This is a genomic window from Pantoea sp. SJZ147 (genome assembly GCF_007828605.1).
GTDB classification, from domain to species: Bacteria; Pseudomonadota; Gammaproteobacteria; order Enterobacterales; family Enterobacteriaceae; genus Pantoea; species Pantoea allii.
Genome location: NZ_VIVB01000016.1, coordinates 88854 through 113103, shown reverse-complemented (window position 1 = coordinate 113103; position 24250 = coordinate 88854). Strand labels below are relative to the sequence as shown.

The window sequence follows — 24250 nt, the reverse complement described above, 5'->3', positions numbered from 1 at the left end:
AGTCACCATAATAGACAGCCATTGCAACAGACAGGCTAAGAATAGAATGGAAAGCTTTACTGCCGGACTGATTTCCCTTGAGGACGCGCAACATAAGATGCTGGCGCAGCTGACGCCCATCACAGAGTCGCTTGAGCTGACCCTGCCAGAAGCCGCCGGGCGCATCACAGCCTGCGCCATCACCTCACCGATAGACGTACCGCCCTTTAACAACGCCGCTATGGACGGTTACGCCGTCAGGCTGGCGGAGGTTGCCAGCGGACAGCCTCTGCGGGTGGCCGGTAAGGCTTTTGCCGGCGCGCCGTTTAGCGGAGAGTGGCCAGCGGGAAGCGTCATCAGAATTATGACGGGCGCGCCTGTTCCTGCCGGTTGTGACGCGGTCGTCATGCAGGAGGAAACCCGCCTGCAGGACAATAATATTGTCATCACCGCGCCAGTCAACGCCGGACAAAATATTCGACTGACGGGTGATGATATTCGTGCCGGTCATCAGGTTCTGGCGGCAGGCGTGCGCCTGGGCGCGGCCGAACTGCCCCTGCTGGCTTCGCTGGGCATCGCCACGGTAAAGGTTTTGCGTAAACTGCGCGTCGCTATTTTTTCAACTGGGGACGAGCTGCAACCTGTGGGCCAGCCCTTAGCGGCCGGGCAGATCTACGACACCAACCGCTTTGCGATTTCGCTGATGTTGCACAAGCTGGGATGCGAGGTCATCGATCTCGGCATTATTAAAGACGATCCCACTGCACTGCGTAGCGCCTTTACTGAAGCCGATCGCCAGGCTGATGTGGTCATCAGCACCGGCGGCGTCTCGGTGGGTGAAGCCGACTTTACCAAATCGATGCTGGAAGAGCTGGGGGTGATTAGCTTCTGGAAGCTGGCGATGAAACCCGGTAAACCTTTTGCTTTTGGTCGCCTGGCGAACAGTTGGTTCTGCGGCCTTCCCGGCAATCCGGTATCTGCCGTCGTGACCTTTTATCAACTGGTGCAACCGCTGCTGGCCACCCTGACGGGGCAAACCGCCTCCGCTCTGCCCGCTCGCCTGCGCGTACGTACGGCAACCGCGTTGAAAAAATCGCCCGGTCGACTGGATTTTCAGCGCGGCGTTCTGCGTCAGAATAGCCAGGGCGAGCCAGAGGTGATCAGCACCGGTGCGCAGGGCTCCCACGTTTACAGTTCTTTTTCTCAGGCCAATTGCTTTATTGTACTGGAACGCGAGCGCGGCCCGGTTGCAGCAGGTGAATGGGTGGACGTCGAACCCTTTAACCCGCTGCTGGAGGGATAATGTTGCCCGAACTGAGCCACGACGAGATGCTGCGCTACAACCGACAGATTGTGTTGCGTGGTTTTGACTTTGACGGTCAGGAAGCCTTAAAGGCCAGCCACGTGCTGGTCGTGGGGCTGGGCGGTTTAGGCTGTGCAGCCTCGCCCTATCTGGCAGCGGCGGGCGTGGGGAATCTTTCGCTACTGGACTTTGATACGGTATCACTCTCTAATTTGCAGCGACAGATTTTGCATCATGATGCGGATATTGGTCGCAACAAGGTGGAATCGGCCCGTGAAAGCCTGGCGGCCATTAATCCTCACTGTCAGCTGCATCCGGTGCACGGCCAACTGGACGATGAGGCACTCAAGGCGCTTATCGCCCAGCAGCAGGTGGTCGTGGACTGTACGGACAATGTGGTGGTGCGCGAGCAAATCAACCGGTTGTGTTATCAGTTGAAAGTGCCGCTGGTATCGGGTGCGGCAATCCGTATGGAAGGTCAGCTCAGCGTGTTTGACTGGCAACCCGGTGCGCCCTGTTACCGCTGCATCAGCCGTTTGTTTGGATCTCAGGTGCTGAGCTGTGTGGAAGCGGGCGTCATGGCGCCGCTGGTGGGCGTGGTGGGTGCAATGCAGGCGATGGAAACCCTCAAGCTGCTGACGCACTTCGGCTCCCCTGCTCGCTCACGTTTGCTGATGTACGATGCGCTGAGCGCTGAGTTTCGCACCATGAAGGTATCGCAGGACCCCGAGTGTGAAGTGTGCGGCCATCATGATTGAGCCGTTAATTGATAGGGTTCATGCGTAAAGCGGAGGGGGCTGCAGGTCAGTAAAAAAAGGATGTTAAGCCGGGTCGTCGCAGGCAATCTAACCTGACGCACAGACCCAAACGATAACGGGGTAGCTATCGCTACCCCGTTATGTTTATACGATGCCCTGACTGCGCAGGTAATCTTCGTAATTACCGGTGAAGTCCACAATACGATCGGCTTTCATCTCTATCACGCGCGTCGCCAGTGAACTCACGAACTCACGGTCGTGAGAAACGAAAATCAACGTTCCTTCATACATTTCCAGCGCCATATTTAATGACTCAATGGATTCCATATCAAGGTGGTTGGTTGGTTCGTCCATAATCAGGATATTGGGCTTTTCCATCATCAGCTTGCCAAACAGCATGCGCCCTTTCTCACCCCCGGACAGCACTTTGGCGGGCTTTTTAATATCGTCCTGTGAAAACAACAGACGGCCAAGGATGCCACGTACGGCCTGCTCATCATCGCCCTGCTGTTTCCACTGGCTCATCCAGTCAAATACCGTCAGGTCGTCGGCAAAATCGTCTGCGTGATCCTGGGCGTAATAACCAATCTTGGCATTTTCAGACCATTTAACGCTGCCGCTTTCCGGCGTCAGTTCGCCGACCAGGGTTTTTAACAGGGTGGATTTACCAATACCGTTAGCCCCTAATATCGCCAGTTTTTCACCGACTTCCAGCAGCAGATTTAAATTTTTAAACAGTGGACCATTATCAAACCCTTTGGTGATCGCTTCGACTTCCAGCGCATTACGGAACAGTTTCTTGTCCTGCTCAAATCGAATAAAGGGGTTCTGACGACTGGAGGCTTTGACCTCTTCCAGTTTTATTTTGTCCATCTGTTTGGCACGTGATGTCGCCTGGCGCGATTTAGAGGCGTTAGCACTAAAACGGCTGACAAAGGATTGCAGATCGGCAATTTGTGCTTTTTTCTTGGCATTGTCCGATAACAGTCGCTCACGCGCCTGAGTGGCAGCGGTCATATATTCATCATAATTACCGGAATAAACACGCAGCTCACCGTAGTCCAAATCGGCCATGTGAGTACAGACCATATTGAGGAAGTGACGGTCATGCGAAATGATAATCATGGTGCTGTCGCGTTCGTTTAACACCTGCTCCAGCCAACGAATAGTATCGATATCCAGGTTGTTGGTCGGTTCGTCCAGCAGCAAAATATCAGGATTAGAGAACAATGCCTGTGCCAGAAGAACACGTAATTTAAAGCCCGGTGCAATTTCGCTCATCGGGCCATAATGCTGCTCTACCGGAATACCCACACCAAGTAATAACTCACCCGCACGCGGTTCAGCACTGTAACCATCCATTTCACCATACAGGACTTCAAGGTCAGCGACTTTGTAGCCTTCCTCTTCCGTCATTTCGGGTAACGAATAAATACGGTCACGTTCCTGCTTCACTTCCCATAATTCATGGTGCCCCATGATTACCGTATCCAGCACGCTATATTCTTCGAAGGCAAACTGATCCTGGCGTAATTTACCGATACGTTCATTGGGATCGTAAGAGACATTGCCGCCCGATGGCACCAAATCGCCACCCAAAATCTTCATGAAGGTGGATTTTCCGCTGCCGTTCGCACCGATTAAACCGTAACGATTACCGCCGCCAAATTTTACGGAGATATTTTCGAACAGTGGCTTGCTGCCAAACTGCATGGTGATATTGCTGCTAACTAACACGGCATTGACCTTAGTGAAGAGAGTGGATGGAAAAACGGCGGCTATTATGCCAGATGTGACGTAGCGCACGCCAGCCTCCGGCAAGGATTGCCTGAATGCCCCTTGAAAACGCGACGCTTTTAATTATTGCCCCTGCCGATTTTCGCCTGCTCAGCACCGCGCAAACGCAAGCCGCGGTGGCATTCGCTAACGGCACGGCTTCTGCCTGACCCAACAGGCGATTAATTAACAGGCCGATGCCAGAAATAGTCAGAGAGTACAAAGGGGTTTTTTAAATAAAAAAAGCCGGAGACATAAATGTCTCCGGCTACCGCTTACAAGGATTGTGTCGATTAATCGATCAGGAAACTGTCCAGGCTTTTACCTTCATCCAGCGCTTTTTTAATTGCTGCTGGGGTACGGCCCTGGCCGGTCCATGATTTCTTCTCACCGTTTTCATCGGTATAAGAATATTTAGCCGGACGTGGCGCACGCTTAGTGCGTTTTTTACCCTGCTCCAGGGCACCTAATAATTCATTAGGATCGATGCCGTCAGCCAGCAGCATTTCGCGATATTTAGATAACTTCTCTTCTTTTTCACGATTCTGTTGTTCTTCAGCATGGGCTTCTTCACGGCGTTCAGTTACAACGACCGTCAATTTCTCAAGAATTTCTTCCAGATCGCTCAGTGGCAGTTCACGAGCCTGGGCACGTAATGTGCGAATGTTGTTTAGAACTTTAAATGCGTCACTCATCACAATATCCTTGATTAAGGGGGTTTAATTAAACTGTAGCGACAAGATTACCTAATTCAAATAAAAAAATAAATTAATTTATTACTACAGATAATTCCGATAGGTTTTTTAAATGCCCGTGAAGTATTCAGGATGCTTATGTGGAGAGATTATTAACCATGAATTAACACTAAATAGCGGCTATCCTCGCACAATGTAAACGATTTCATTGATTACGCTTACTGCATGAATCATGCCTCAGATTTTATAACGTTCTTGCCGGTTATTTTTATCATCCTCAACGAATTTGGATTAAATGCCTTGTCCGGCTGCCCGTTTTTCTTGCCGTCTTCAGAGTGAATTCCACTGAAATAGCCAGCGTATAACGGGGGATTTATCCCGTGGCTTGCGGATAACAGCGGGGTTAATTTTTCTAACTACGTTGATTATGCCGCCCTTCTCTGGCGTGTAGCTGACGTAAAAGCACGCGGACGCGTCAGAAAGAGGATAAAGGGCTGGCAGGCCTGGCACTCACACCCGCCGCGCATTTTTTTGCTGGGTAATGTTGGAAAGATAAATAGCAGAGGCTATTTCAGATGCGGGTTATCACGGGACTGCACAGGGAAGTTTGATGATTTTTATTTGACGGTATAACGCATAAATAATACATCTCGGGTATCAGTACGGCTTTTTTCCGGCCGTGTCCCGTTACAGGGCCACGGCCGGACCGGTTAATTCACCTGCGTTGCCGGACCAAATACGTCGTACTGCGGCAGTTGCACGTTCTGGTAGGTTTCCCAGCCACCGCCTAACGCTTTGTAGAGGGCGACAAGATCCAGTCCACTTTGCATGCGCGCCTGAGTAGCCTGTTCCTGCGCCTGCGCCAGTTGACGCTGGGCATCAAGTACCTCAAGGAAAGTCGATAATCCCTGGCGATAGCTGTCACTGGCGAGATCGAAGGTGCGTTGCAGCGCGCCAGTGGTTTCATCCAGTGCGGTGACGCGCTGCTGGTCGGCACGGTAACTGACCAGGGCATTTTCCACATCCTGCAGAGCCGTCAGCACCGTCTGACGATAGTTGAGTGCCGCGTTGGCCTGCTGAGCACGCGCCAGCTTCACGCTTGAAACCAATCTTCCACCCTGGAAAATGGGAATGGATAACGACGGCCCCACGCTGTAGAAATGGCTGCTCCAGTCATCAAGGTAGCTGACGTCAGTGTTACGGACACCCAACTGACCGGTCAGCGACAGACTGGGGAACAGCTGGGCGACAGAAACGCCAATCTCGGCGGTTTGAGCATGAAGTGTGGCTTCTGCCTGACGAATATCGGGACGACGTCGTGCCAGCGTAGAGGGAATGCCGACAGAGACAAACGCGGGTAATGTGGGCAGCGCTTTCGGCTCACTCAGTTCGGCATCCAGCGCACCCGGCGTTTTACCCAGCAGCACGGCCAGACCGTTCATCGCCTGGCGCGTTTGTGCCTGATACTGCGGCAACTGCGCCTGCAGGCTGCTTAACTGCGCCCGGGCATTTTCCACATTGGTCACCGGTGCCAGGCCGTTACGCTGCTGGCTTTCCGTCAACTGCCAGGTCTGATCGGCCACGGCAATCTGTTGTTGCAGCGTATTTACCGTTGCCTGCGCGCCGCGCAGCTGAAGCCATGCGCGCACCACTTCCGCTTCGAGCGACACCAGTGCGTCGTTGCGCTGCTCAATAGCCGCCTGCTGCTGGGCATTGGCTGACTCCACCTGGCGCCGCACTTTGCCCCACAGATCCAGTTCCCAACTGGCGTCGAAACTGCCCTGATACAAGGTGACCGGTTGCGTCAGACCGTTCAGCTGGCTGGCAACATTGCTGTCGAGCTGGTCGGCACCGTTCGCTTTCAGCAGCCCTTCCAGCCCCAGTTGCTGTCGTGTGACCTTGGCTGAACCGTTAAGGCTGGGAAATAATCCGCCCTGCGCCTGCGACAGTTGCTCACGCGCGCCGGCAATCCGTAATACCGTCTGTTGTAAGGACAGATTACCTTCGATAGCGCGTGCAATCAGGCTGTCGAGTTGCGGGTCCTTAAAGTTATGCCACCAGCGTGAATCCACCGCTGACGTTTGTGGCTTCGAATTTTCCTGCGAATCCAGGGCGTGATAGCTGCCCGGCATCTGGGGCTTAGGTGCCTGATAGTCCGGGCCGACGCTGCAGCCCGCCAGCGCTAACACCAGCATCAGGTTGAGCGGATTCAGGCGATGCGTACTCATAACTTTCATGTCAGTGTGCTCCTGCACTGCCTTCGCTTTTGACAGGCGACAGCAGCCAACAAAATGGAATCAAAATCAGGGCAACGATACTTAAGCCTGAAAAGACGTCGATATAAGCCAGAATGCGTGACTGGACAATCATCTCTTTATAGAGCTGACCGGTTGCCAACGTGACGGGATCGCCCACCGCAGAGGTGAAGTCGCGGATCGCCTGTGCCCAGTGCTGAACCGTAATATTGAACTGTTCATTCAGCGGCGTCATGTTGTGCACCATATGGGCCGAGCGCGCCTGCTCTCGCTCTGTAATCGCCGCCGTGGACAACGAGATGCCAATCGACCCCGCGACATTACGGAACATGGTAAACAGCGCCGAGGCGTCCGCATTTAACCGTTGGGGGATCGTAATAAAGGCAATGGTGGTCAGCGGCACAAACAGGAAACCCAGGCCAATGGATTGTGCACTGCGCATCAGCACCAGCGTGGTGAAGTCCACATTCGGCGTTAAGGATGCCGAATAGAAAAAGGCTAACGCCAGACAGCTAAAACCAAAGGCGATAATATAGCGGGTCTGCACCACCGGCATCAGTTTCAAGACCAGCGGAATGGTCAGGACAATCAACACCGCGCCAGGAGACAGCACCAGTCCCGACCAGGTGGCGGTATAGCCAAGATCCTGCTGTGCCAACTGCGGCAAGACCACCGAGCTGCCGTACAGTATCATCGCCATCCCGGCCATTAATAAGCCTGCGACCCAGAAATTGCGATCCTTCATCACCAGAATGTCGACCACGGGTTTGCGGGCATACATCAACCAGTAAATAGCCCCGACGATGCCAACAAGCGCCAGCACGGCAAACAAAACGATAAAGTGCGAGGCGAACCAGTCTTCGTCTTCACCGCGATCCAGCATGACCTGCAAACAGCCCAGGCCCAGCGTAATCAGGCTGATGCCGATATAGTCGATCTTGAGTTTACCCTTGGCCCATTTACGCTCCCACGGCGGATCTTCCAGCAAAGGTAAAATGGCCATGATGGTCAGCACGCCGACCGGGATATTGATAAAGAAAACCCAGCGCCAGCTGTAATTATCCGTAATCCAGCCGCCCAGCGTCGGGCCAATAACCGGTGCCACGATGATGGCGATAGAGGAAAGGCCGAAGGCTTTGCCCCGATCTTCCGGTTTGAAATAGTCGAGCAGCACCGACTGTTGTACAGGCTGAAGGCCACCGCCAAAAAAGCCCTGCAGGATGCGAAACAGAATGATCTGCCAGAGTTCAGTGGCGATACCACACAGGAATGAACAGATGGTAAACATCACGATGCAGATTAAAAAAAACTGTTTACGGCCAAACAGACGGCTGAAAAAGGCAGAGATGGGCAGCACGATACCGTTCGCCACCAGATACGACGTCAACACCCAGGTCGATTCATCGTAACTGGAGGAGAGTGAACCCGCGATATGCGGCAGGGCCACGTTTACGATGGTGGTATCGAGAATTTCCATAAATACCGCCAGCGTGACCGTAATGGCCACTAGCCAGGGATTACTGGCGGGTTTCCAGCTCTGCGATTCGCTCATTCCACGGTTACCTTCGGTTCAACCGATAATCCCAGTGGCAGCGGCCGGTTTGGATCAAGTCCTTTATCAATCACGATTTTTACCGGTACGCGCTGGACAATTTTCACGTAGTTCCCGGTGGCATTCTCAGACGGGAAGGTTGAGAAACGCGATCCTGTGCCCATCTGAACGCTGTCGACGTGGCCTTCCAGCTTCATATCCGGCCAGGCATCAACGCTGATCGTCACTTTGTCACCCGGATTCATCCGCTCCAACTGCGACTCTTTAAAGTTGGCGGTAATCCAGATATCCGGAGAAACCAGCGAGAACAAGGCGCTGCCTGCCTGCACCAGGGTGCCCATCTGCACGTTGCGCTTCGTCACAAAGCCATCGTAAGGCGCACGAACCTGTGTATAAGAGAGGTTTAGCTCCGCCACGTTGAGCTGGGCTTTTGCCTGCTCAACCTGTTCCTGACGTGCTTCAACATTGGTTTCCTGCTGGCGGATTTGCAGCGCAACCTGCGAGGCAACTTCCACCTGCGCTTTGGCACTTTGCAACTGGGCCTGCGCAGAACGCAACTGAGCAGAAGCAGCGTCAATATTGCGTTGGCTGGTAGCGCGAGGATCAACGCCACGCTGACGACGGTAGTCAGCCTGCGCATTCAGGTAATTTGCTTCGGCTTTCGCCTGGTCTGCCAGAGCCTGATCGCGCTGGGCCGGATACTGAACACGTGAGAGCGCGAGCTGCGCCTGGGCCTGGTGCAGTTGTGCCATTGCCAGACCAAGTTGAGCTTTAGCCTGGGCGCGCTGGGCTTCGTTGTCGCTGGGGTCGATTTCTACCAGTAAATCGCCCTTCTTCACCCGTTGGTTATCTTTCACCAGTAACTTGACGACATAGCCAGACGCTTTAGCGGCGATAGTTACCGCATTGCCTTCAGTGAAAGCATCGTCAGTGGTTTCTTCGTTACGGGTGGTAAACCAAAAGAAAAAGGCCACGATCACCATCACCACCACGATAACGGCCAAAATAATTAACGGTTTTTTACCGGGGCGTTTACGCGGTTTTTCATCGTTATTACTCGGGTTATCGTGGGACTGGCTGTTGTTATCCGGCGCGTGTTCTGCGTCTTCCTGATGTGAATCGCGGTTGTTGTTCTCGCTCATAGTTTCCGTCGCTGGCTAAGGCCCTCTATCCTGGGCGTAGAAAGTCCACTAAACATTAGATCGAAAACTGACAAAATCCAGTACAACTTTACGTAACTTGAGAAAGGCAGCACATCCTGCACCGTGGCAGGATGTGTCTGGATCAGGCGACGAGTTTTAGCAACAGCCAGCCGGTGAGCATGGACCAGGCGAGTAAAGGAACGGAGAACAGGTGGAAACGCCACCAGATGGCGCGATCTTTGGCCATACGTAACGCAATAAGGTTAGCAAGTGAGCCGGGTAACAAACCGAACCCACCGATATTAACTGCCCAGGCGAGCGCTTCCGTTGGCGGCACTTTTTGCAACAGCAGGATCGTCGCAGGGACATTACTGATGATCTGCGACAAGCCGATAGCCAGCAGATAGAGTTCCCCTTTGCCAAGATGGGTAATGGCATCGAAATGTGCCTGCATCACCGGTAAACGCGTCAGCAGGAAGACATCCAGGAACATCACGATGAAGACCACCAGCAGGCTCCAGTCGATATTCAGCAATACCTGACGTGCCATAATCAGGAAACACACCAGAATCAGCAACAGCGCCCAGCCGGTGACATGCCATTCCAGCGCGGCAATAAACAGCAGATACAACACCACACTCACGGCAAACAGGGGTTTATGCCAGCTGTGCTGTTCACTGTTGTCATGCTTTTCAATGGTGCGTTTGGCAAAGCTGAACCAGGTGACGACCAGCAGGCTCAGCAGAAGCCACACCGCCAGCGGTGTCATTTGCAAAATAAAACCGCCCACGCTCAGTGAGCCGTGGCTCCACAACAGAATATTTTGTGGATTGCCCACCGGCGTCAGCAGCGATCCGGCGTTTACCGCCAGGGCTTCAAAGATAATCAAGCGCGAGATAGGTAAATGCGAAAATTTGCGTAACGTCAACGTGAGTGGCACCAGAATAAACAGCGCCACATCGTTGGTTAAAAAGGTCGACAGCAGGGCCGCCGCCAGCACCATAAACAGCGCCAGCGTACGTTCATGCTTGAAGCCCGCAATTAATCGGCCACCCAACACATCAAAATAACCGCTGGTTTCCAACCCCTTCGTCAGGATAAGTAATCCACTCAGGGTAATGATGGTATGCCAGTCCACCGCGGCGGGAAGATCCGGCCAGCGATAATCAGCAAGAAACAGCAGAACAACCCCAACAACGACTAACAAGTGCAATATATGGTCATGCAAAAATGAGCGAAGCACGATGGGCATGATGTCCGGCGCCTTAACTGAGGGTTAATTGTTTTCGTAAAATTTCTGGAATACAGCCAGCGTTTCATCACTCACGTGATGTTCAATGCCTTCTGAATCGCGACGGGCCGTTTCCGGACTGATACCAAGCGCTAACAGGAAGGTTTCAACAATATGATGGCGGGCACGGCTCTCTTCAGCCAGCTTTTCCCCCTCACGTGTTAAAAAGACACCACGATAAGGCACCTGCTCAACCAGTCCGGCAGTACCTAATCGCTTTAACATTTTTGCTACGGTAGGTTGCGAAACACCTAAACGTGCGGCCATATCGACCTGACGTGCTTCACCAAATTCACCAATTAAATCAGAGATTAGCTCAACATAGTCATCAATTAGCTCACGACGATGCGCCTCGCGCACCTGCCGAAAACCTTCGACATGCTCTTCAATATCTTTCAGTGGTCCTTGCGGGGCAGAAACCACGCTTTTGGCACGACGACTCATTCAGCTTCCTCTTTATTTTTTCCACACCAGGCCTGCCATGTGGTTTTAGCTGCGCTCATTGTAAACCAGGCGCAAATAAGCTCAAATTTTTCGTCGTTAGCCTTGGCTAAATGATATAGCCAATGCTATATTTGTCGATAATGTAAACAGAGTGATGCATTAAAGCACGATTAAGCCGCTCTGCTTACCGTTGCGTTAAATTTATTGGGAGGTGATGTTATGAGCACCCTGAAAAGCTGTGTTGACTGCAGCAAATGCTTCCAGGCAGAAAAATCAACATCAGGTATGAAATCCTGGTGGTGCCTGCTGACCCGTTCCCCTTTTACACTGCGCCTGATGTTGATCAACAAACTTCTGGGGAATGAACCGGAAGAACGTCACTGTCAAAAACTGATCTGGCGCGGCTGATAGCTGATATCGCCTTTTGGCTGACCGCCTGAAGGCGCGGGCTTCTTCTGTTGCCGCGCTGACCACGCCTGCCGTTTATCTGTGCTCCCCATGTACGTCTGTACTGCTTCCGTCCCCTGAATCATCACTTATCTGCGCCCTTTATAACAGGCAGAGACCGTCGCCTGCGGTAGCGCGCCCTTCTCTGGCATCGGCGAAGTCCAGTTGCGGATGACGGTTGCGCCAGCGGCAGATTTCTCCGACGGGGCAGCACTCATGGGCAGGCAATCAGCCACTGTGATGCTGTGGCATCTGCGAGCAGGTCTTTACGCCCTATCCGTGCCTCTAAGGCTACAGTGATGCTGTGGTATCTGCGCGCAGGTCTTCACACCCGATCCGGCATTACCCGATGACTACTCAGATACTCTCTGACGGCTTATTTTTCGTTACCAATAAAAACGGCCCTGAAAAGGGCCGTTTTTTAAAACTCGACTACGCTAACTTAGAAGCTGTAACCTACGCCAGCGATCCAGGTGCCAACGTCAACGCTACGGATGCGGCTCTGCTCATAGCCAACGTCCAGTGCAACGTTTTCCATTGGGTTGAACTGCATACCCGCGCCGTAAGAGAAACCGTAATCGCTGGTGTCTGCTTTGTCGCGTGACGTGGTGTCGTTAGCCTGGTATTTACCGTAGCCAACACCAACCACACCGTAGATGCTTGCCCAGTCATTCAGACGGAATGCTGGACCACCGGTGATACCGTAGTACTGGCCTTTATTGTAGATGCCATCTTCGGTACGATCTTTCTCGGTGTAGGTGAATGAGCCGATCCAACCCAGTGGGTTAGAACCGTCTTCATAACGATATTTCAGGTTGAAGCCGTTTGCTTTGTTAGCAACGCCCTGGTAGTCGCTCTGTGCGTAGCCACCGGTTACGGTGCTCTGTGCCATGGCGGAACCTGTTGCTACTGCTAACACACAGGCTAATGCTGAAAGACATGCAATTTTTTTCATAACCACCTCAAATGTGAAAGTACTTCTCTCCTGACAACGCTGAAAATATAACAAAAAATAGCGAGAAACTCTGCCCGCATTTTGTTGTCTAACACATAGTTTGGTGTAACAGGAAGTTAATGAAGTATCCTATGTCATTCTTTTTTCTTATAAAATACGTCATATGATTGCAACAAACCTCTTAAACAAATTTTCATGCTTTAAGTTAATTCCTAAAAAATCCTGACATTAATTTACTTATCTGCCCGTAATTTTGCTCAAAAACCAACCAAACAGAAAAAATTAAAATCACTTTGCGCCCTCTTTTTGACCTGCATTTCCATTACACTGGTCATCTTGTTAGCTAAATTGATCGGGAAGCGCCTACAGGATGTCAGCCACTTCGTTAAAGTCATTTACGCCAGTCTTCATTCCTGTCGTCGTTCTGCTCATCTCTATGCTGTCACTCCAGGGCGGCGCTTCACTGGCGAAAACCCTGTTTCCCACTGTCGGTGCCACCGGCATTACTGCCCTGCGTCTGGGATTTGGCACGCTCATCCTGTGCGTCATATTTAAACCCTGGCGGTTGCGTTTTAGCCGGGAACAACGCACGCCACTCATTATTTATGGCTTGTCGCTGGGTGCAATGAACTTCCTGTTTTATCTCTCTATCCGCACCGTCCCGCTGGGCATTGCCGTGGGGCTGGAGTTTGTTGGTCCATTGACGCTGGCGCTGCTCGGCTCACGCCGTGCGCTGGACTTTATCTGGGTCATCCTTGCCGTGGCGGGACTCTGGTTTTTGCTGCCGTTTAGTACCGGCATTGCCTCCGTTGATCCGGTGGGCGCGCTGTTTGCGCTGGGTGCGGGTGCCTGTTGGGCGTGCTATATCTTATCGGGACAGCGGGCAGGCGCAGAGCACGGTGCTGCCACCGTTGCCATCGGCTCCTTAATTGCCTCCCTGGTGTTTGTGCCCGTCGGGTTGACGTTTGCGGCAAGTGGCATCTGGCAGTGGAGCGTCATTCCCGTCGCGGTTCTGGTGGCGTTTCTTTCCACGGCGCTGCCCTATTCGCTGGAGATGATTGCGCTAACCCGCCTGCCAGCGCGGATCTTTGGCACGCTGATGAGCCTTGAACCCGCAGTGGCGGCCCTGTCGGGCATGATGTATCTGAACGAGAGCCTGTCGGGAACGCAGTGCCTGGCGTTACTGGCAATTATCCTGGCGTCTGCAGGTGCAACCCTGACGATGCGTCCCAGAAAGAGCCAGCTGAATGAGATTGCAGTGGCGGATAACGCCAAGAAATAATGCGCGCCAGCCTGTTGAAAAACAGGCTAAATAACACTAAAAATCATCCTGATAATTATTTTCATCTAAAATGTAATAGAAAGTTAATATTTAGAACATCTACAACCTGCTCATTGAATAATTATTTAACCTTATGATTTTATAATACTTTTACTTGCTGGTAAATTTAACACTTTATTAACTCATTTACACACTGTTTGACCGTTGCAAAGGCGAATACTATTTCAGCCATTGATTAAGCCAATCCTGCAAAGCCCTGAATCACTGCTATACTCAATCTCGTACTTGATTAGGACAACCATTGAAAGAGAGGACCGAAACAATGAGTACCGCTAAACTGGTTAAAACAAAATCTTCTGATCTACTTTACACCCGTAATGACGTGGCAGATGACGAAAAGAGAGCCACCATTGAGGTGCTCAATCGCCTGGTAGTGGAGTTCATTGATCTGTCACTGATCACTAAGCAAGCCCACTGGAACATGCGTGGCGCAAACTTTATCGGTGTGCACGAAATGCTGGACGGCTTCCGCACCGCGATTACCGATCACCAGGATACCATCGCAGAGCGCGTGGTACAGCTGGGTGGCGTCGCACTGGGTACAACCCAGGTGGTGAACGACAAGACGCCACTGAAAAGCTATCCGCTGAATATTCACAGCGTTCAGGATCACCTGAAGGCGCTGGCCGATCGCTACAGCGTTGTCGCTAACGACACGCGCAAAGCCATTTCTGAAGTGAAAGATGAAGATACCGCAGATATTTTCACTGCCGCATCGCGTGATCTTGATAAATTCCTGTGGTTTATCGAGTCCAACATTGAATAATGTCAGACAGTAGACTGTAAACAGGCGGGGAAACCCGCCTTTTTTACGTCTGTGTTATTATAATTTCATGACTTTGTTAACAGTTTTCACTTCCTGCTCTTCCTGTTTTTCCCTTCTGATGCACACTACCTCTGCACCACCGTAGCACTATGCACCACCATGAAGCACCCAATTAGTGCAAACTCACTTCCCCGTGCAGAATCGTGTCAGCGATTTTGTGTCAGGCAGTCGATTTTATGTATTTTGCAAAGTTGGCATATTTTTTCATATGATAGCTCGCAAACCTGGGCCTTGACGCCTGGTCGTAATAAGGAAAAATGATGAAATCGTTGTTTAACATCTCTGTGGCCGCGCTGGCGCTGGCCTTCTCCCTCTCTGCTACCGCCGCCGAAAAGAAACTCATCGTCGCCACCGATACTGCATTTGTCCCTTTTGAATTTAAACAGGGTGATAAGTATGTTGGTTTTGATGTGGATTTGTGGGATGCAATCGCAAAACAATTGAAACTGGATTATACCCTGAAACCGATGGACTTCAGTGGCATCATCCCTGCACTACAAACGCGCAACGTTGACCTGGCGTTAGCCGGTATCACCATTACGGATGAGCGTAAAAAAGCGATCGAATTTTCTGATGGCTACTATAAAAGTGGTCTGCTGGTAATGGTTCGCAACAATGAAAATGACATCAAAAGCATTAACGACCTGAATGGTAAAGTGGTCGCAGTGAAGAGCGGTACGGGTTCAGTGGATTACGCTAAGAGCCACATCAAAACGAAAGACCTGCGTCAGTTCCCTAATATTGATAACGCCTATATGGAACTGGGTACCAACCGTGCTGACGCGGTACTGCATGATACGCCAAACATCCTTTACTTCATTAATACTGCCGGTAAAGGCCGCTTCAAAGCGGTAGGCGAATCGATTGAAGCACAACAGTACGGTATTGCCTTCCCGAAAGGCAGTGACGAACTGCGTGAAAAAGTAAACGGCGCGCTGAAAACACTGAAAGAAAACGGAACCTACAACACGCTTTATAAAAAGTGGTTTGGCACCGATCCTAAATAATAACTGAGTCTGCGTTCATTTTTCAGCAGGGAATATTTCCCTGCTTTTTTCCATCGCAACACAAGTGGAGTTTCACCATGGAGTTTGACTGGAGCGTCATTTGGCCAGCCATGCCAGCGCTGCTCGAAGGCGCGAAAATGACCTTAATTATTTCCATCATTGGCCTGGTGGGCGGGTTAATTATCGGTCTGGTCGCGGGTTTTGCGCGCGCGTACGGCGGCTGGATAAGCAATCATATTGCCCTGGTCTTTATTGAAATTATTCGCGGCACGCCTATCGTTGTGCAGGTGATGTTTATTTACTTCGCCCTGCCAATGGCCTTCCCGGATTTGCGTATCGATCCTTTCACCGCCGCCGTGGTGACCATCATGATTAACTCTGGCGCTTATATTGCCGAAATTACGCGCGGTGCGGTGCTGTCGATCAATAAAGGTTTTCGCGAAGCCGGACTGGCGCTGGGCCTGTCGAGCCGTGAAACCCTGCGCTATGTGATTATGCCCTTAGCGCTGCGCCGTATGCTGCCCCCGCTTGGCAACCAGTGGATTGTCAGTATTAAAGATACGTCCCTGTTCATTGTGATTGGTGTGGCCGAACTGACGCGTCAGGGCCAGGAAATTATTGCCGGTAACTTCCGTGCACTGGAAATCTGGAGTGCGGTCGCGATTATTTATCTTGTGATTACGCTGGTGTTGAGCTTTGTGCTGCGCCGCATTGAGAAAAGGGTGAAAATCCTGTGATTGAATTTAAAGACGTCTCAAAGCATTTTGGCAAAACCCAGGTGCTACACAATATCGACCTGAATATTAAGCAGGGCGAAGTGGTGGTGATTATTGGTCCATCCGGTTCCGGTAAATCTACCCTGCTGCGCTGTATCAATAAATTAGAAGAGATTACCAGCGGCGAGCTGATTGTCGATGGATTGAAAGTTAACGATCCTAAAGTCGACGACCGTCTGATTCGTCAGGAAGCAGGCATGGTATTCCAGCAGTTTCACCTCTTCCCACAGATGAGTGCACTGGATAACGTTGCATTCGGCCCGATTCGGGTGCGCGGTGCCAGCAAAGAAGAGGCGCATAAACTGGCGCAGAGCCTGCTGGCTAAAGTAGGCCTGGCCGAGCGCGCCCATCACTTTCCTTCAGAGCTATCCGGCGGCCAACAGCAGCGTGTGGCGATCGCGCGCGCGCTGGCGGTTAAGCCCAAAATGATGCTGTTCGATGAGCCGACCTCGGCACTGGACCCGGAACTTCGTCATGAAGTATTGAAAGTGATGCAGGACCTGGCTGAAGAAGGCATGACGATGGTTATCGTCACGCATGAAGTCGGCTTTGCGCAGAAAGTGGCATCACGGCTGATCTTTATCGATAAAGGCCGTATTGCCGAAGACGGTGATCCTGACAGCCTGATCAGTCACCCTCCCAGCGAACGTCTGCGCGAATTTTTACAGCACGTCTCCTGAGTGATTAACACAGCAGCCCGTTGCGGGCTGCTGTGTTAGCGAGACAGCCGTTGTGCGCGCTGGGCGGCGGGCATAAAGCTCCACGCCAGAAAACGGCTCTGCTTCTGCCCCTGCGCCATATTCACCACGCGCACGACTTCGGTCTCCAGTGCTTTTAGTTGTTTTTCCAGGGCAGGCAAATGCTCTTTACGCGACACCAGCGAGGTAAACCACACCACCTGGTTCGCCATGCCGACGCTTTCCGCAATCATTTTCCCCACGAAGGCTTTTTCACCGCCTTCACACCACAGCTCATTGTGCTGACCGCCAAAGTTAAGCGGTGCGGCAGGCTGTAAACCCAGATTACGCGATTTGCGTTGGGAACCTGCCGCCGCCTCTTCGGCCGAGGCATGAAACGGCGGGTTACAGATGACCGCATGGAAAAACGCATCTTTATTCACCACGCCATTCAGCACCGCCTGCGGATTTTTTTGTCGGCGTAAGCGGATCAGGCGCTGCATACCGGCGTTAGCGGCAACAATTTTACCGGCAGCTTTCAGCGCGGCTTCATCAATTTCGGTCCCGGTAAAACGCCAGCCATATTCAGCGGCCCCAATCAGCGGATAAATGCAGTTTGCCCCGCACCCAATATCCAACACGTCCGCCGAAGGGATTTTGCCTTGGTTATCCAGTGCCAGTAAATCTGCCAGATAATGCAGGTAGTCAGCACGTCCCGGCACGGGTGGACAGAGCGATCCCGGGGCCAGTTGCCAGTCAAGTCCGTAGAAAAGTTTGAGCAGCGCCTGGTTCAGCAACATCACCGCCTCAGGATCGGCAAAATCAACCGACATCACGCCATAACCATTAGGCCGGACTTTTGCGGCCAGCGGCGGATGTGCCGCCGTGAGGGCAGCAAAATCATATTCACCCTGATGGCGGTTTCGGGCGTGGAATAGCGACGGGCTGACTGACTTTTTCATACGTTCTCTCATGTTTTCAGGCGCGCGTACAATACGCTGTGGCTGGCAGAAAATAAACAGCATTCTCGGCTGCATGAAGACAGGGTGGCGGATAAGCCAATGTGCCCTGTGCGGTATAATCCCCTGTTTGCGGTATTAATGAGGGAATAAAAGCGCAGGCGAAGGAGAAAGACGTGAGCTTAGCAATAAAAAATGCGCCACCAGCAAGCGTGCTGGCGGCGCATCATAAGCCTGCGGGATTATTTAAAATCGACGCGCATTAAATCCTGGATTGGCATGCCTTTCGTGGTTTCTACGCAACGATCGATATAGCTGGTAAAGCCTGGCGGTGAACTCATACCCAGGCGCAGCAATTTGTCGTTAGAGAACACCACATTCAGGCGGGCGAACTCACCGTACAGGCGCATTGCGCGCAGCATCAGGCGTTCATTACAAGGCCCGTAAATCTTTTTGAAGTTCTTGCGCTCTTTAACGATCTCGCTGAAATCAACCTGCAGATAGTTAGGTGCCAGCGGTGCACTTTTTTCTGCTGTGGCAAACGCCGAATCAATTTCAGAGAAGGTATTGCTGCTGCGCTCACCGGCAGAAATGTGATAAACCATCTCTTTGGTACAGCCATGATCCAGCAGGAAAACCAATGATTTAGCACAGTAGTCCACGGGAATCACATCGACGCGGTCGTCGAGTGAGCAGAGGAATTTTTCCAGCTTCATCACCATCTTGAATACCCAGAAAATACTGCCTGACGGCGTACAACCTTCCTGAGAATGACCAACCACGATGGATGGACGGGCAATGACCAGCGGCAGGTGAGGCAGTTCCTGCTTGATCTTGTTTTCAATGTAGGATTTGGAATAGGTGTAATCGACAATGTGATCTTCACGGGAAGACAGCACCAGATCCTCTTTTACGATTTCACCCTGATCCGGCGCGGAAGACATGGCCGTACCAACGTGGACAAATTTCACGAACGCAGGCAGTGCTGCCATTCTGGCGGCCAGTTTGAAGGTTCCTTCAACGTTAACCCGCCAGATATCGTTATTTTCACCAAATGACGCAATCGCCGCGCAGTTAATGACGTGGCTGACCTGATCGATGCGCGCATCATCCAGAAACAGTTCAGGCGCCAGGAGATCGCCGACCAGAATCTGATCTGCGGTCAGGCGCTGAATAGCCTGTGCCGAACATGAAAACTTAGATAAATTATCTTTAACCCTCTCCAGTCCCTGGGTAGCATCGCTGGCTCTGATAAGCAGCAGCAACTCAACATCCTGGCGCATCAGCAATTCTGCCACGACTGCACCACCAACGAATCCAGAAGATCCTGTAACAAGAATTTTTTTCATATCGACCACGAGAACAATTGATGAGGTTGTATATTGCGCTATTTTCGTTAAACAAATACGAAACCTTTGCTAGCACGAAATGTATAAAATGTACTCGTTTACTTTTCGTTTACTTTTGCACCACCTGTTTTCAGTAGCAAAATCGGTAAATAATATTTAACTAACTGATATAAATAAAAATTCACCCGTTAGCACAGAAAGTAACGGCTGTTATTATTCAGGAATAATCCGGTGCCTGATCGAGGCCTTTTTACAGGTTTGCCACGGCAACAGCCATTTACCCACTACGCTTGAATCAGCTTTTACAGGGAGACAACCATGAACAAACGTTATTCTTATCAGCCTCGCGCCGGACATGGGCTGCCGCACGATCCGCTCAACGCCATTATCGGCCCACGTCCCATTGGCTGGATTAGCTCCATCAGCGCCAAAGGCATCCGCAATCTTGCGCCTTACAGTTTTTTTAACTGTTTCAATTACCAGCCACCCATTATTGGTTTCGCCAGTAGCGGCTGGAAAGACAGTGTACAAAATATTGCTGAAACCAAAGCGTTTGTCTGGAATCTGGCAACCCGGCCGCTGGCTGAAGCCATGAACGAAAGTTCCATTTCTGCACCCGCCGATCAGGATGAGTTTGCCCTTGCCGGTTTAACGCCCCTTGCCGCCTCGCAGGTTGAAGCCAGTCTGGTGCAGGAAAGTCCGGTGAATTTTGAGTGTAAACTGACGCAGCTTATTCAGTTGCAGGATGCGCACGGCAACGCCCTCGACAGCTGGCTGGTGCTGGGTGAAGCCGTCGCCATCCACATTGATGAAACGCTACTGGAAAACGGCATTTATCAGACGGCGAAAGCCGAGCCGATTTTACGCGCTGGCGGCCCCAGCGCTTATTACGGTATCAGTGAGGCGCAGCGCTTTGATTTGGTGCGCCCGGATGCGCGTCGGGGGTAAGCATCAGAGTGCATCCGCGGGATGCGCGCGGATGACATTTACTGCGCGGGCAATCTCTGGTGCCAGCCAGCGATCGTCCTGCCAGCTCGGCACCACCTGACGCAGTTGGCACCAGGCCTGAAGGGTTCTGCGTGCCAGCTGTGCTTCACCGTGAAACTCCAGCGCCTGGGCGGCCAGCAGGTATTCAATCGCCAGAATTTGATAAACGTTATTCACGGTCTTGAGCAATTTCAGTGCCGCACCGGTCCCCAGACTCAGGTGATCTTCCTGTAGCCCGGACGTAATGTAGTTATCCAGCACGGCGGGCTGCGCCAGCTGGCGGTTCTCAGCACAGAGCGAGGCTGCCACGTATTGCGCAATCATCATGCCGGAGTTGACGCCGGGTTGTGCAACCAGAAAAGGCGGTAAGCCGCTGACCAGTGGATTCACCAGACGGTCCAGACGTCGCTCCGCAATACTGCCCAGCTCTGCCAGCGCAATCGCCAGCAGATCGCAGGCCATGGCAACGGATTCACCATGTGGATTGGCTTGCGAGACCACGCGCCAGGCCTGGGGTGTACCCAGTACCAGTGGATTGTCGGTGCAGGCGTTCAGTTCGGTTTCTATCTGACGCTCTGCATGTGCAAACTGATCGCGACAGGCACCGTGTACCTGCGGCATGGATCGCAGGCTCAGTGCATCCTGCGTCCGAATGCCACTGCTTATCTTTAACAGCGGGCTGTCGCCCAGTAACCGCCGTAACCGCTCGCCACTGCGCTGGATACCCGGGCTGGCTTTCAGGGACAGCACCTCTTCGTCAAAAGCCACCAGTTGCCCTCTTAACGCTTCAAAACTCATGGCACCCGTGACATCGGCCCAGTCCAGCAAACGCCGCGCATCGTCCAGCGCCAGGCAGGCCAGTCCGGTCATGCACGGCGTACCATTAACCAGGCTGAGTCCCTCTTTTGCTCCGGGTCGATAAGGCGTGAGTCCGGCGCGCGTCAGGGCCTCGCTGGCGGGCAGGATCTGCCCTCCGCATTCCGCCTCGCCTACGCCAATCAGCGTCAGGCTAATGTGTGCCATATGGGTCAAATACCCCACCGACCCCTGTGAGGGCACCTGAGGAGTAATGTGCTGGTTCAGCAACGCCAACAGCCGTCGCACCAGTTCAACCGACACGCCGGATTTTCCGTGGCTGTAATTCGCTATCGCGGCGCATAAGATAGCGCGGACTTCCTGCTTCGCCAGCAGCGGTCCGACGCCGCAGGCATGACTTAATAAGGTATTGCGCGACAGCTGACTCAATTCTTCTTCCGCCAGCATGATATTGCACAGCGCACCCAGCCCTGTGTTAATGCCGTAGGCTATCTGACCACTCGCGACAATGTGTGTCACAATCTCCCGGCCCTGGGCAATGCGCTGCCAGGCATGCTCGCTCAGCACCAGTTCGGCATCATGGCGGGCCACCGCGACCACCTCCTGCCAGGTTACGGGGGCATCCCCCCAGATAACAACGCGACTCATAACACAGACTCCGGTGTATGGTGGCTGGAGATAAACTGCCTGAAGCGCGCCGAGCCGCCCTCGCCGAACATCTCATCTGGCGTGCCCTGGCAGTCAATGGTGCCCTGATGCATAAACACCACACGGTTAGACACGTGACGGGCAAACCCCATTTCATGCGTCACCACTAACATGGTGCGCCCCTCTTCTGCCAGACTGCGCATGACCTTCAGCACTTCCCCCACCAGCTCCGGGTCAAGCGCCGAGGTCGGCTCATCAAACAGCATCACTTCCGGGTCCATGGCTAGCGCGCGGGCAATGGCGACGCGCTGCTGTTGCCCGCCTGACAGTTGGGCCGGATAAAAGCCTTTGCGATTAAGCAGGCCGACGCGATCCAGTAATTGCTCAGCCTGGGCGATGCAGGTTTTCTTATCGCGTTTCAGGACATAGTGCGGCCCTTCAATCACATTTTGCAGCACGGTCATATGCGACCAGAGATTGAAGCTCTGAAACACCATGCCAAGGCGTGAGCGCAAACGTTCGACCTGTTTGGGATTAGCGGCCAGTTGATGCCCGCGCGCATGGCGCTTCATTTCAATGGTTTCCCCGCCGACGCTTACCACGCCGGAATCGGGCGTTTCCAACAGGTTAATGCAGCGCAGCAAGGTGCTTTTTCCCGATCCACTGGCCCCGAGAATAGAAATCACATCACCTTTATGGGCCTGTAATGAAATCCCTTTCAGCACCTCCATGGTGCCGAATGATTTATGAATATCGCTGGCGGACAGCGTAACGGTGGATGAATCCTGCATCTCATTCCCCTCCAGTGATGGGCTTAACGGCCGCTAACGGCTTCTTTGCGGGCTGATGAACCGGCGTCAGACGACGCTCCAGCAGGGCATACAGCTGCACGATAATAAAATTAAGGATCAGATAAATCGCGGCGGCACACAGGAACACTTCCATCGTGCGGTAGGTGCGCTGAATAATCTGCTGCGCCACCCCGGTGACATCCCACACGGTGACCAGGCTGGCAAGTGCGGTGGATTTGACCAGCAGAATGGCTTCCGTCGAATAGGCGGGCAAGGCATAGCGCAACATGACCGGTGCAATAATGCGCCTCAGTAGCAGCCAGCGCGACATACCACATGCCATACCGGCTTCCACCTGCCCGGCTGGCACCGCCAGCAACGCACCACGCAATATTTCTGCCGTATACGCTGCGGTACAAAGCGATAGCGCCAGCACGGCACAGCTGAACGGCTCTCGTAAAAATGGCCAGACAAAACTGTGCCGAATCACGCCAAACTGCCCCAGGCCGTAATAGATTAAAAACAGCTGGATCATTAAGGGCGAGCCCCGAAATACCAGAATATAGCCACGGGCAAAACCGCTCAGGATACGCCAGCGGCTCATCCGCAGTGCCAGAATGCCCACCGCCAGCACGCCGCCGCACAGGAATGAACTGATAAACAGGCCGAGCGTGACCGGCAGTGCGGCGCTTAACCTAAGAAAGGTATCAGCAAGAAAGGCAAAATCGATCATGGTGCAGTTCCTTAATGCTGTGCCGCTGTCCGGCTTTGCCAGGCACGGCCCAGCCGGGCTTCCGCGCGCAGAAAAGCCCGATTCGACAGTATGGTTAACAACAGATAGCATCCCCCGCCGATCAGGTAAAAAGTGAAGTAGTCACGCGTCGACCCGGCCGCTATCTGACTGGCGCGCATCAGTTCCACGATGCCGGTCACCGAGACCAACGCAGAGTCTTTCAGGCTCATTTGCCAGACATTGGATAAGCCCGGCAGCGCATAGCGCGCCACCTGAGGCAGCAGGATGCGCTGGCGAAGACGCCAGCGCGACATGCCTATCGCCAGCGCCGCTTCCACTTCACCGTGGGAGAGCGCCAGCCGAGCCGCACGATAGACTTCTGCCTGATAGGAGCCTGAAATAAGCCCGATCGCCAGGGCACCAATCAGAAACGGCGGCGCTTCAATAAACCCTTCCGCACCGAATAACTGACCGATCTGCGTGATCAGGCCCGATCCACCGAAGTAGAACAGGTAGATCACTAACAGCTCCGGGATGCCGCGAAAAATCACCGAATAGCCCTCGCCTAACCAGCGTAAAGGGCGATGAGACGACAGTTTCGCGGCGGCGATGGCTGAGCCCACGATGGCACCGACCATTAGCGCGACCAGCGACAACAGCAACGTGGTAAGCGTTGCGCTGACAATCAGCCATCCCCAGCCCTCTGCGCCAAAACCCAGCAGGTTCATCATGCTCGACCTCA

23 protein-coding genes are annotated in these 24250 nt (G+C 52.8%); 9 read left to right on the top strand and 14 right to left on the bottom strand.

Annotation, left to right across the window (positions count from 1 at the left end; all coding sequences use genetic code 11):
* Nucleotides 1-46 precede the first annotated feature (46 nt).
* The gene (gene moeA, locus FBY13_RS20985; protein WP_063878896.1) at nucleotides 47-1282 is read left to right on the top strand and encodes a molybdopterin molybdotransferase MoeA; all 1236 of its coding nucleotides are present in this window, start codon (nucleotides 47-49) and stop codon (nucleotides 1280-1282) included.
* Nucleotides 1282-2040, top strand: a complete 759-nt coding sequence (gene moeB / locus FBY13_RS20980) for a molybdopterin-synthase adenylyltransferase MoeB (RefSeq protein WP_063878895.1) — start codon at nucleotides 1282-1284, stop codon at nucleotides 2038-2040. Before moeA ends, moeB begins: the two co-directional genes overlap by 1 nt.
* Before the next feature lie 144 nt (nucleotides 2041-2184).
* Here the strand turns inward: moeB and FBY13_RS20975 are convergent, their stop codons facing one another.
* The 7 genes from FBY13_RS20975 to mntR all read right to left on the bottom strand — a co-directional run bounded on the left by FBY13_RS20975 (nucleotide 2185) and on the right by mntR (nucleotide 11195).
* Entirely contained in the window at nucleotides 2185-3777 is a 1593-nt protein-coding gene (locus FBY13_RS20975; protein WP_063878894.1) for an ABC-F family ATPase, read from the bottom strand.
* Nucleotides 3778-4109: 332 nt separating this feature from the next.
* Nucleotides 4110-4511 (bottom strand): H-NS family nucleoid-associated regulatory protein, encoded by a 402-nt coding sequence (locus tag FBY13_RS20970; RefSeq protein ID WP_014606234.1) that lies wholly within the window; start codon nucleotides 4509-4511, stop codon nucleotides 4110-4112.
* 710 nt (nucleotides 4512-5221) lie between these two features.
* A complete protein-coding gene (locus tag FBY13_RS20965) occupies nucleotides 5222-6748 on the bottom strand; it encodes an efflux transporter outer membrane subunit (RefSeq protein WP_096012191.1) in 1527 nt (508 codons plus the stop codon).
* Nucleotide 6749: 1 nt separating this feature from the next.
* Nucleotides 6750-8318 carry a DHA2 family efflux MFS transporter permease subunit gene (locus tag FBY13_RS20960; protein ID WP_063878891.1) on the bottom strand — a complete coding sequence of 523 codons (1569 nt, stop codon included), beginning with the start codon at nucleotides 8316-8318 and terminating at the stop codon, nucleotides 6750-6752.
* Nucleotides 8315-9460, bottom strand: coding sequence for an HlyD family secretion protein (locus FBY13_RS20955; RefSeq protein WP_145395061.1), 1146 nt, complete (start codon nucleotides 9458-9460; stop codon nucleotides 8315-8317). The genes FBY13_RS20960 and FBY13_RS20955 overlap by 4 nt, the downstream gene beginning before the upstream one ends.
* A gap of 142 nt (nucleotides 9461-9602) precedes the next feature.
* A complete protein-coding gene (locus FBY13_RS20950; RefSeq protein ID WP_063878889.1) occupies nucleotides 9603-10712 on the bottom strand; it encodes an SLC13 family permease in 1110 nt (369 codons plus the stop codon).
* Nucleotides 10713-10736: 24 nt separating this feature from the next.
* The gene (gene mntR, locus FBY13_RS20945) at nucleotides 10737-11195 is read right to left on the bottom strand and encodes a manganese-binding transcriptional regulator MntR (protein ID WP_013025174.1); all 459 of its coding nucleotides are present in this window, start codon (nucleotides 11193-11195) and stop codon (nucleotides 10737-10739) included.
* Nucleotides 11196-11414: 219 nt separating this feature from the next.
* Here mntR and FBY13_RS20940 point away from each other — a divergent pair, with 219 nt between their 5' ends.
* Nucleotides 11415-11603 carry a hypothetical protein gene (locus FBY13_RS20940; RefSeq protein ID WP_063878888.1) on the top strand — a complete coding sequence of 63 codons (189 nt, stop codon included), beginning with the start codon at nucleotides 11415-11417 and terminating at the stop codon, nucleotides 11601-11603.
* Between the two features lie 481 nt (nucleotides 11604-12084).
* Here the strand turns inward: FBY13_RS20940 and ompX are convergent, their stop codons facing one another.
* A complete protein-coding gene (ompX, locus tag FBY13_RS20935; protein ID WP_033737684.1) occupies nucleotides 12085-12597 on the bottom strand; it encodes an outer membrane protein OmpX in 513 nt (170 codons plus the stop codon).
* A gap of 370 nt (nucleotides 12598-12967) precedes the next feature.
* On the opposite strand from ompX, the gene rhtA reads away from it, so the two are divergent.
* The 5 genes from rhtA (at nucleotide 12968) to glnQ (ending at nucleotide 17228) form a co-directional block, all read left to right on the top strand.
* A complete protein-coding gene (gene rhtA / locus FBY13_RS20930; RefSeq protein ID WP_096012189.1) occupies nucleotides 12968-13879 on the top strand; it encodes a threonine/homoserine exporter RhtA in 912 nt (303 codons plus the stop codon).
* Between the two features lie 322 nt (nucleotides 13880-14201).
* Nucleotides 14202-14705 (top strand): DNA starvation/stationary phase protection protein Dps, encoded by a 504-nt coding sequence (dps, locus tag FBY13_RS20925; protein WP_063878886.1) that lies wholly within the window; start codon nucleotides 14202-14204, stop codon nucleotides 14703-14705.
* A gap of 320 nt (nucleotides 14706-15025) precedes the next feature.
* Entirely contained in the window at nucleotides 15026-15772 is a 747-nt protein-coding gene (gene glnH / locus FBY13_RS20920) for a glutamine ABC transporter substrate-binding protein GlnH (protein ID WP_063878885.1), read from the top strand.
* Between the two features lie 77 nt (nucleotides 15773-15849).
* On the top strand, nucleotides 15850-16509 hold the full coding sequence (glnP, locus tag FBY13_RS20915) for a glutamine ABC transporter permease GlnP (RefSeq protein WP_014593272.1): 660 nt from the start codon (nucleotides 15850-15852) through the stop codon (nucleotides 16507-16509).
* Nucleotides 16506-17228: a glutamine ABC transporter ATP-binding protein GlnQ gene (gene glnQ / locus FBY13_RS20910; protein WP_096012188.1), complete on the top strand. Its 723-nt coding sequence runs from the start codon at nucleotides 16506-16508 to the stop codon at nucleotides 17226-17228. The genes glnP and glnQ overlap by 4 nt, the downstream gene beginning before the upstream one ends.
* A 35-nt stretch (nucleotides 17229-17263) precedes the next feature.
* Here glnQ and rlmF read toward each other — a convergent pair whose 3' ends face one another.
* Together rlmF and FBY13_RS20900 are read right to left on the bottom strand one after the other, a co-directional pair.
* Nucleotides 17264-18187 carry a 23S rRNA (adenine(1618)-N(6))-methyltransferase RlmF gene (gene rlmF, locus FBY13_RS20905; protein ID WP_186440841.1) on the bottom strand — a complete coding sequence of 308 codons (924 nt, stop codon included), beginning with the start codon at nucleotides 18185-18187 and terminating at the stop codon, nucleotides 17264-17266.
* Nucleotides 18188-18426: 239 nt separating this feature from the next.
* The gene (locus tag FBY13_RS20900; RefSeq protein ID WP_145395059.1) at nucleotides 18427-19533 is read right to left on the bottom strand and encodes an SDR family oxidoreductase; all 1107 of its coding nucleotides are present in this window, start codon (nucleotides 19531-19533) and stop codon (nucleotides 18427-18429) included.
* Between the two features lie 318 nt (nucleotides 19534-19851).
* Between FBY13_RS20900 and FBY13_RS20895 the strand changes: the two genes are divergently transcribed.
* Nucleotides 19852-20481, top strand: coding sequence for a flavin reductase family protein (locus FBY13_RS20895; RefSeq protein WP_063878883.1), 630 nt, complete (start codon nucleotides 19852-19854; stop codon nucleotides 20479-20481).
* Nucleotides 20482-20484: 3 nt separating this feature from the next.
* Here FBY13_RS20895 and hutH read toward each other — a convergent pair whose 3' ends face one another.
* Genes hutH through FBY13_RS20875 form a run of 4 tightly spaced genes read right to left on the bottom strand, consistent with a single transcriptional unit; the run spans nucleotide 20485 to nucleotide 24239 of the window.
* Nucleotides 20485-21984 (bottom strand): histidine ammonia-lyase, encoded by a 1500-nt coding sequence (gene hutH / locus FBY13_RS20890; RefSeq protein WP_145395058.1) that lies wholly within the window; start codon nucleotides 21982-21984, stop codon nucleotides 20485-20487.
* Complete coding sequence (locus FBY13_RS20885; protein WP_096012184.1) at nucleotides 21981-22775, bottom strand: ABC transporter ATP-binding protein; 795 nt, start codon at nucleotides 22773-22775, stop codon at nucleotides 21981-21983. The genes hutH and FBY13_RS20885 overlap by 4 nt, the downstream gene beginning before the upstream one ends.
* Before the next feature lies 1 nt (nucleotide 22776).
* Nucleotides 22777-23508, bottom strand: a complete 732-nt coding sequence (locus FBY13_RS20880) for an ABC transporter permease (protein ID WP_063878880.1) — start codon at nucleotides 23506-23508, stop codon at nucleotides 22777-22779.
* 11 nt (nucleotides 23509-23519) lie between these two features.
* A complete protein-coding gene (locus FBY13_RS20875) occupies nucleotides 23520-24239 on the bottom strand; it encodes an ABC transporter permease (RefSeq protein WP_109717208.1) in 720 nt (239 codons plus the stop codon).
* Nucleotides 24240-24250: the final 11 nt, after the last annotated feature.

Bases quoted from the DNA above. Each gene is read 5' to 3' on its own strand.
- moeA (WP_063878896.1), top strand. From the start codon at position 47: ATGGAAAGCTTTACTGCCGGACTGATTTCCCTTGAGGACGCGCAACAT.
- moeB (WP_063878895.1), top strand. From the start codon at position 1,282: ATGTTGCCCGAACTGAGCCACGACGAGATGCTGCGCTACAACCGACAG.
- FBY13_RS20970 (WP_014606234.1), bottom strand. From the start codon at position 4,511: ATGAGTGACGCATTTAAAGTTCTAAACAACATTCGCACATTACGTGCC.
- FBY13_RS20965 (WP_096012191.1), bottom strand. From the start codon at position 6,748: ATGAAAGTTATGAGTACGCATCGCCTGAATCCGCTCAACCTGATGCTG.
- FBY13_RS20960 (WP_063878891.1), bottom strand. From the start codon at position 8,318: ATGAGCGAATCGCAGAGCTGGAAACCCGCCAGTAATCCCTGGCTAGTG.
- FBY13_RS20955 (WP_145395061.1), bottom strand. From the start codon at position 9,460: ATGAGCGAGAACAACAACCGCGATTCACATCAGGAAGACGCAGAACAC.
- FBY13_RS20950 (WP_063878889.1), bottom strand. From the start codon at position 10,712: ATGCCCATCGTGCTTCGCTCATTTTTGCATGACCATATATTGCACTTG.
- mntR (WP_013025174.1), bottom strand. From the start codon at position 11,195: ATGAGTCGTCGTGCCAAAAGCGTGGTTTCTGCCCCGCAAGGACCACTG.
- FBY13_RS20940 (WP_063878888.1), top strand. From the start codon at position 11,415: ATGAGCACCCTGAAAAGCTGTGTTGACTGCAGCAAATGCTTCCAGGCA.
- ompX (WP_033737684.1), bottom strand. From the start codon at position 12,597: ATGAAAAAAATTGCATGTCTTTCAGCATTAGCCTGTGTGTTAGCAGTA.
- rhtA (WP_096012189.1), top strand. From the start codon at position 12,968: ATGTCAGCCACTTCGTTAAAGTCATTTACGCCAGTCTTCATTCCTGTC.
- dps (WP_063878886.1), top strand. From the start codon at position 14,202: ATGAGTACCGCTAAACTGGTTAAAACAAAATCTTCTGATCTACTTTAC.
- glnH (WP_063878885.1), top strand. From the start codon at position 15,026: ATGAAATCGTTGTTTAACATCTCTGTGGCCGCGCTGGCGCTGGCCTTC.
- glnP (WP_014593272.1), top strand. From the start codon at position 15,850: ATGGAGTTTGACTGGAGCGTCATTTGGCCAGCCATGCCAGCGCTGCTC.
- rlmF (WP_186440841.1), bottom strand. From the start codon at position 18,187: ATGAAAAAGTCAGTCAGCCCGTCGCTATTCCACGCCCGAAACCGCCAT.
- FBY13_RS20900 (WP_145395059.1), bottom strand. From the start codon at position 19,533: ATGAAAAAAATTCTTGTTACAGGATCTTCTGGATTCGTTGGTGGTGCA.
- FBY13_RS20895 (WP_063878883.1), top strand. From the start codon at position 19,852: ATGAACAAACGTTATTCTTATCAGCCTCGCGCCGGACATGGGCTGCCG.
- hutH (WP_145395058.1), bottom strand. From the start codon at position 21,984: ATGAGTCGCGTTGTTATCTGGGGGGATGCCCCCGTAACCTGGCAGGAG.
- FBY13_RS20885 (WP_096012184.1), bottom strand. From the start codon at position 22,775: ATGCAGGATTCATCCACCGTTACGCTGTCCGCCAGCGATATTCATAAA.
- FBY13_RS20880 (WP_063878880.1), bottom strand. From the start codon at position 23,508: ATGATCGATTTTGCCTTTCTTGCTGATACCTTTCTTAGGTTAAGCGCC.
- FBY13_RS20875 (WP_109717208.1), bottom strand. From the start codon at position 24,239: ATGATGAACCTGCTGGGTTTTGGCGCAGAGGGCTGGGGATGGCTGATT.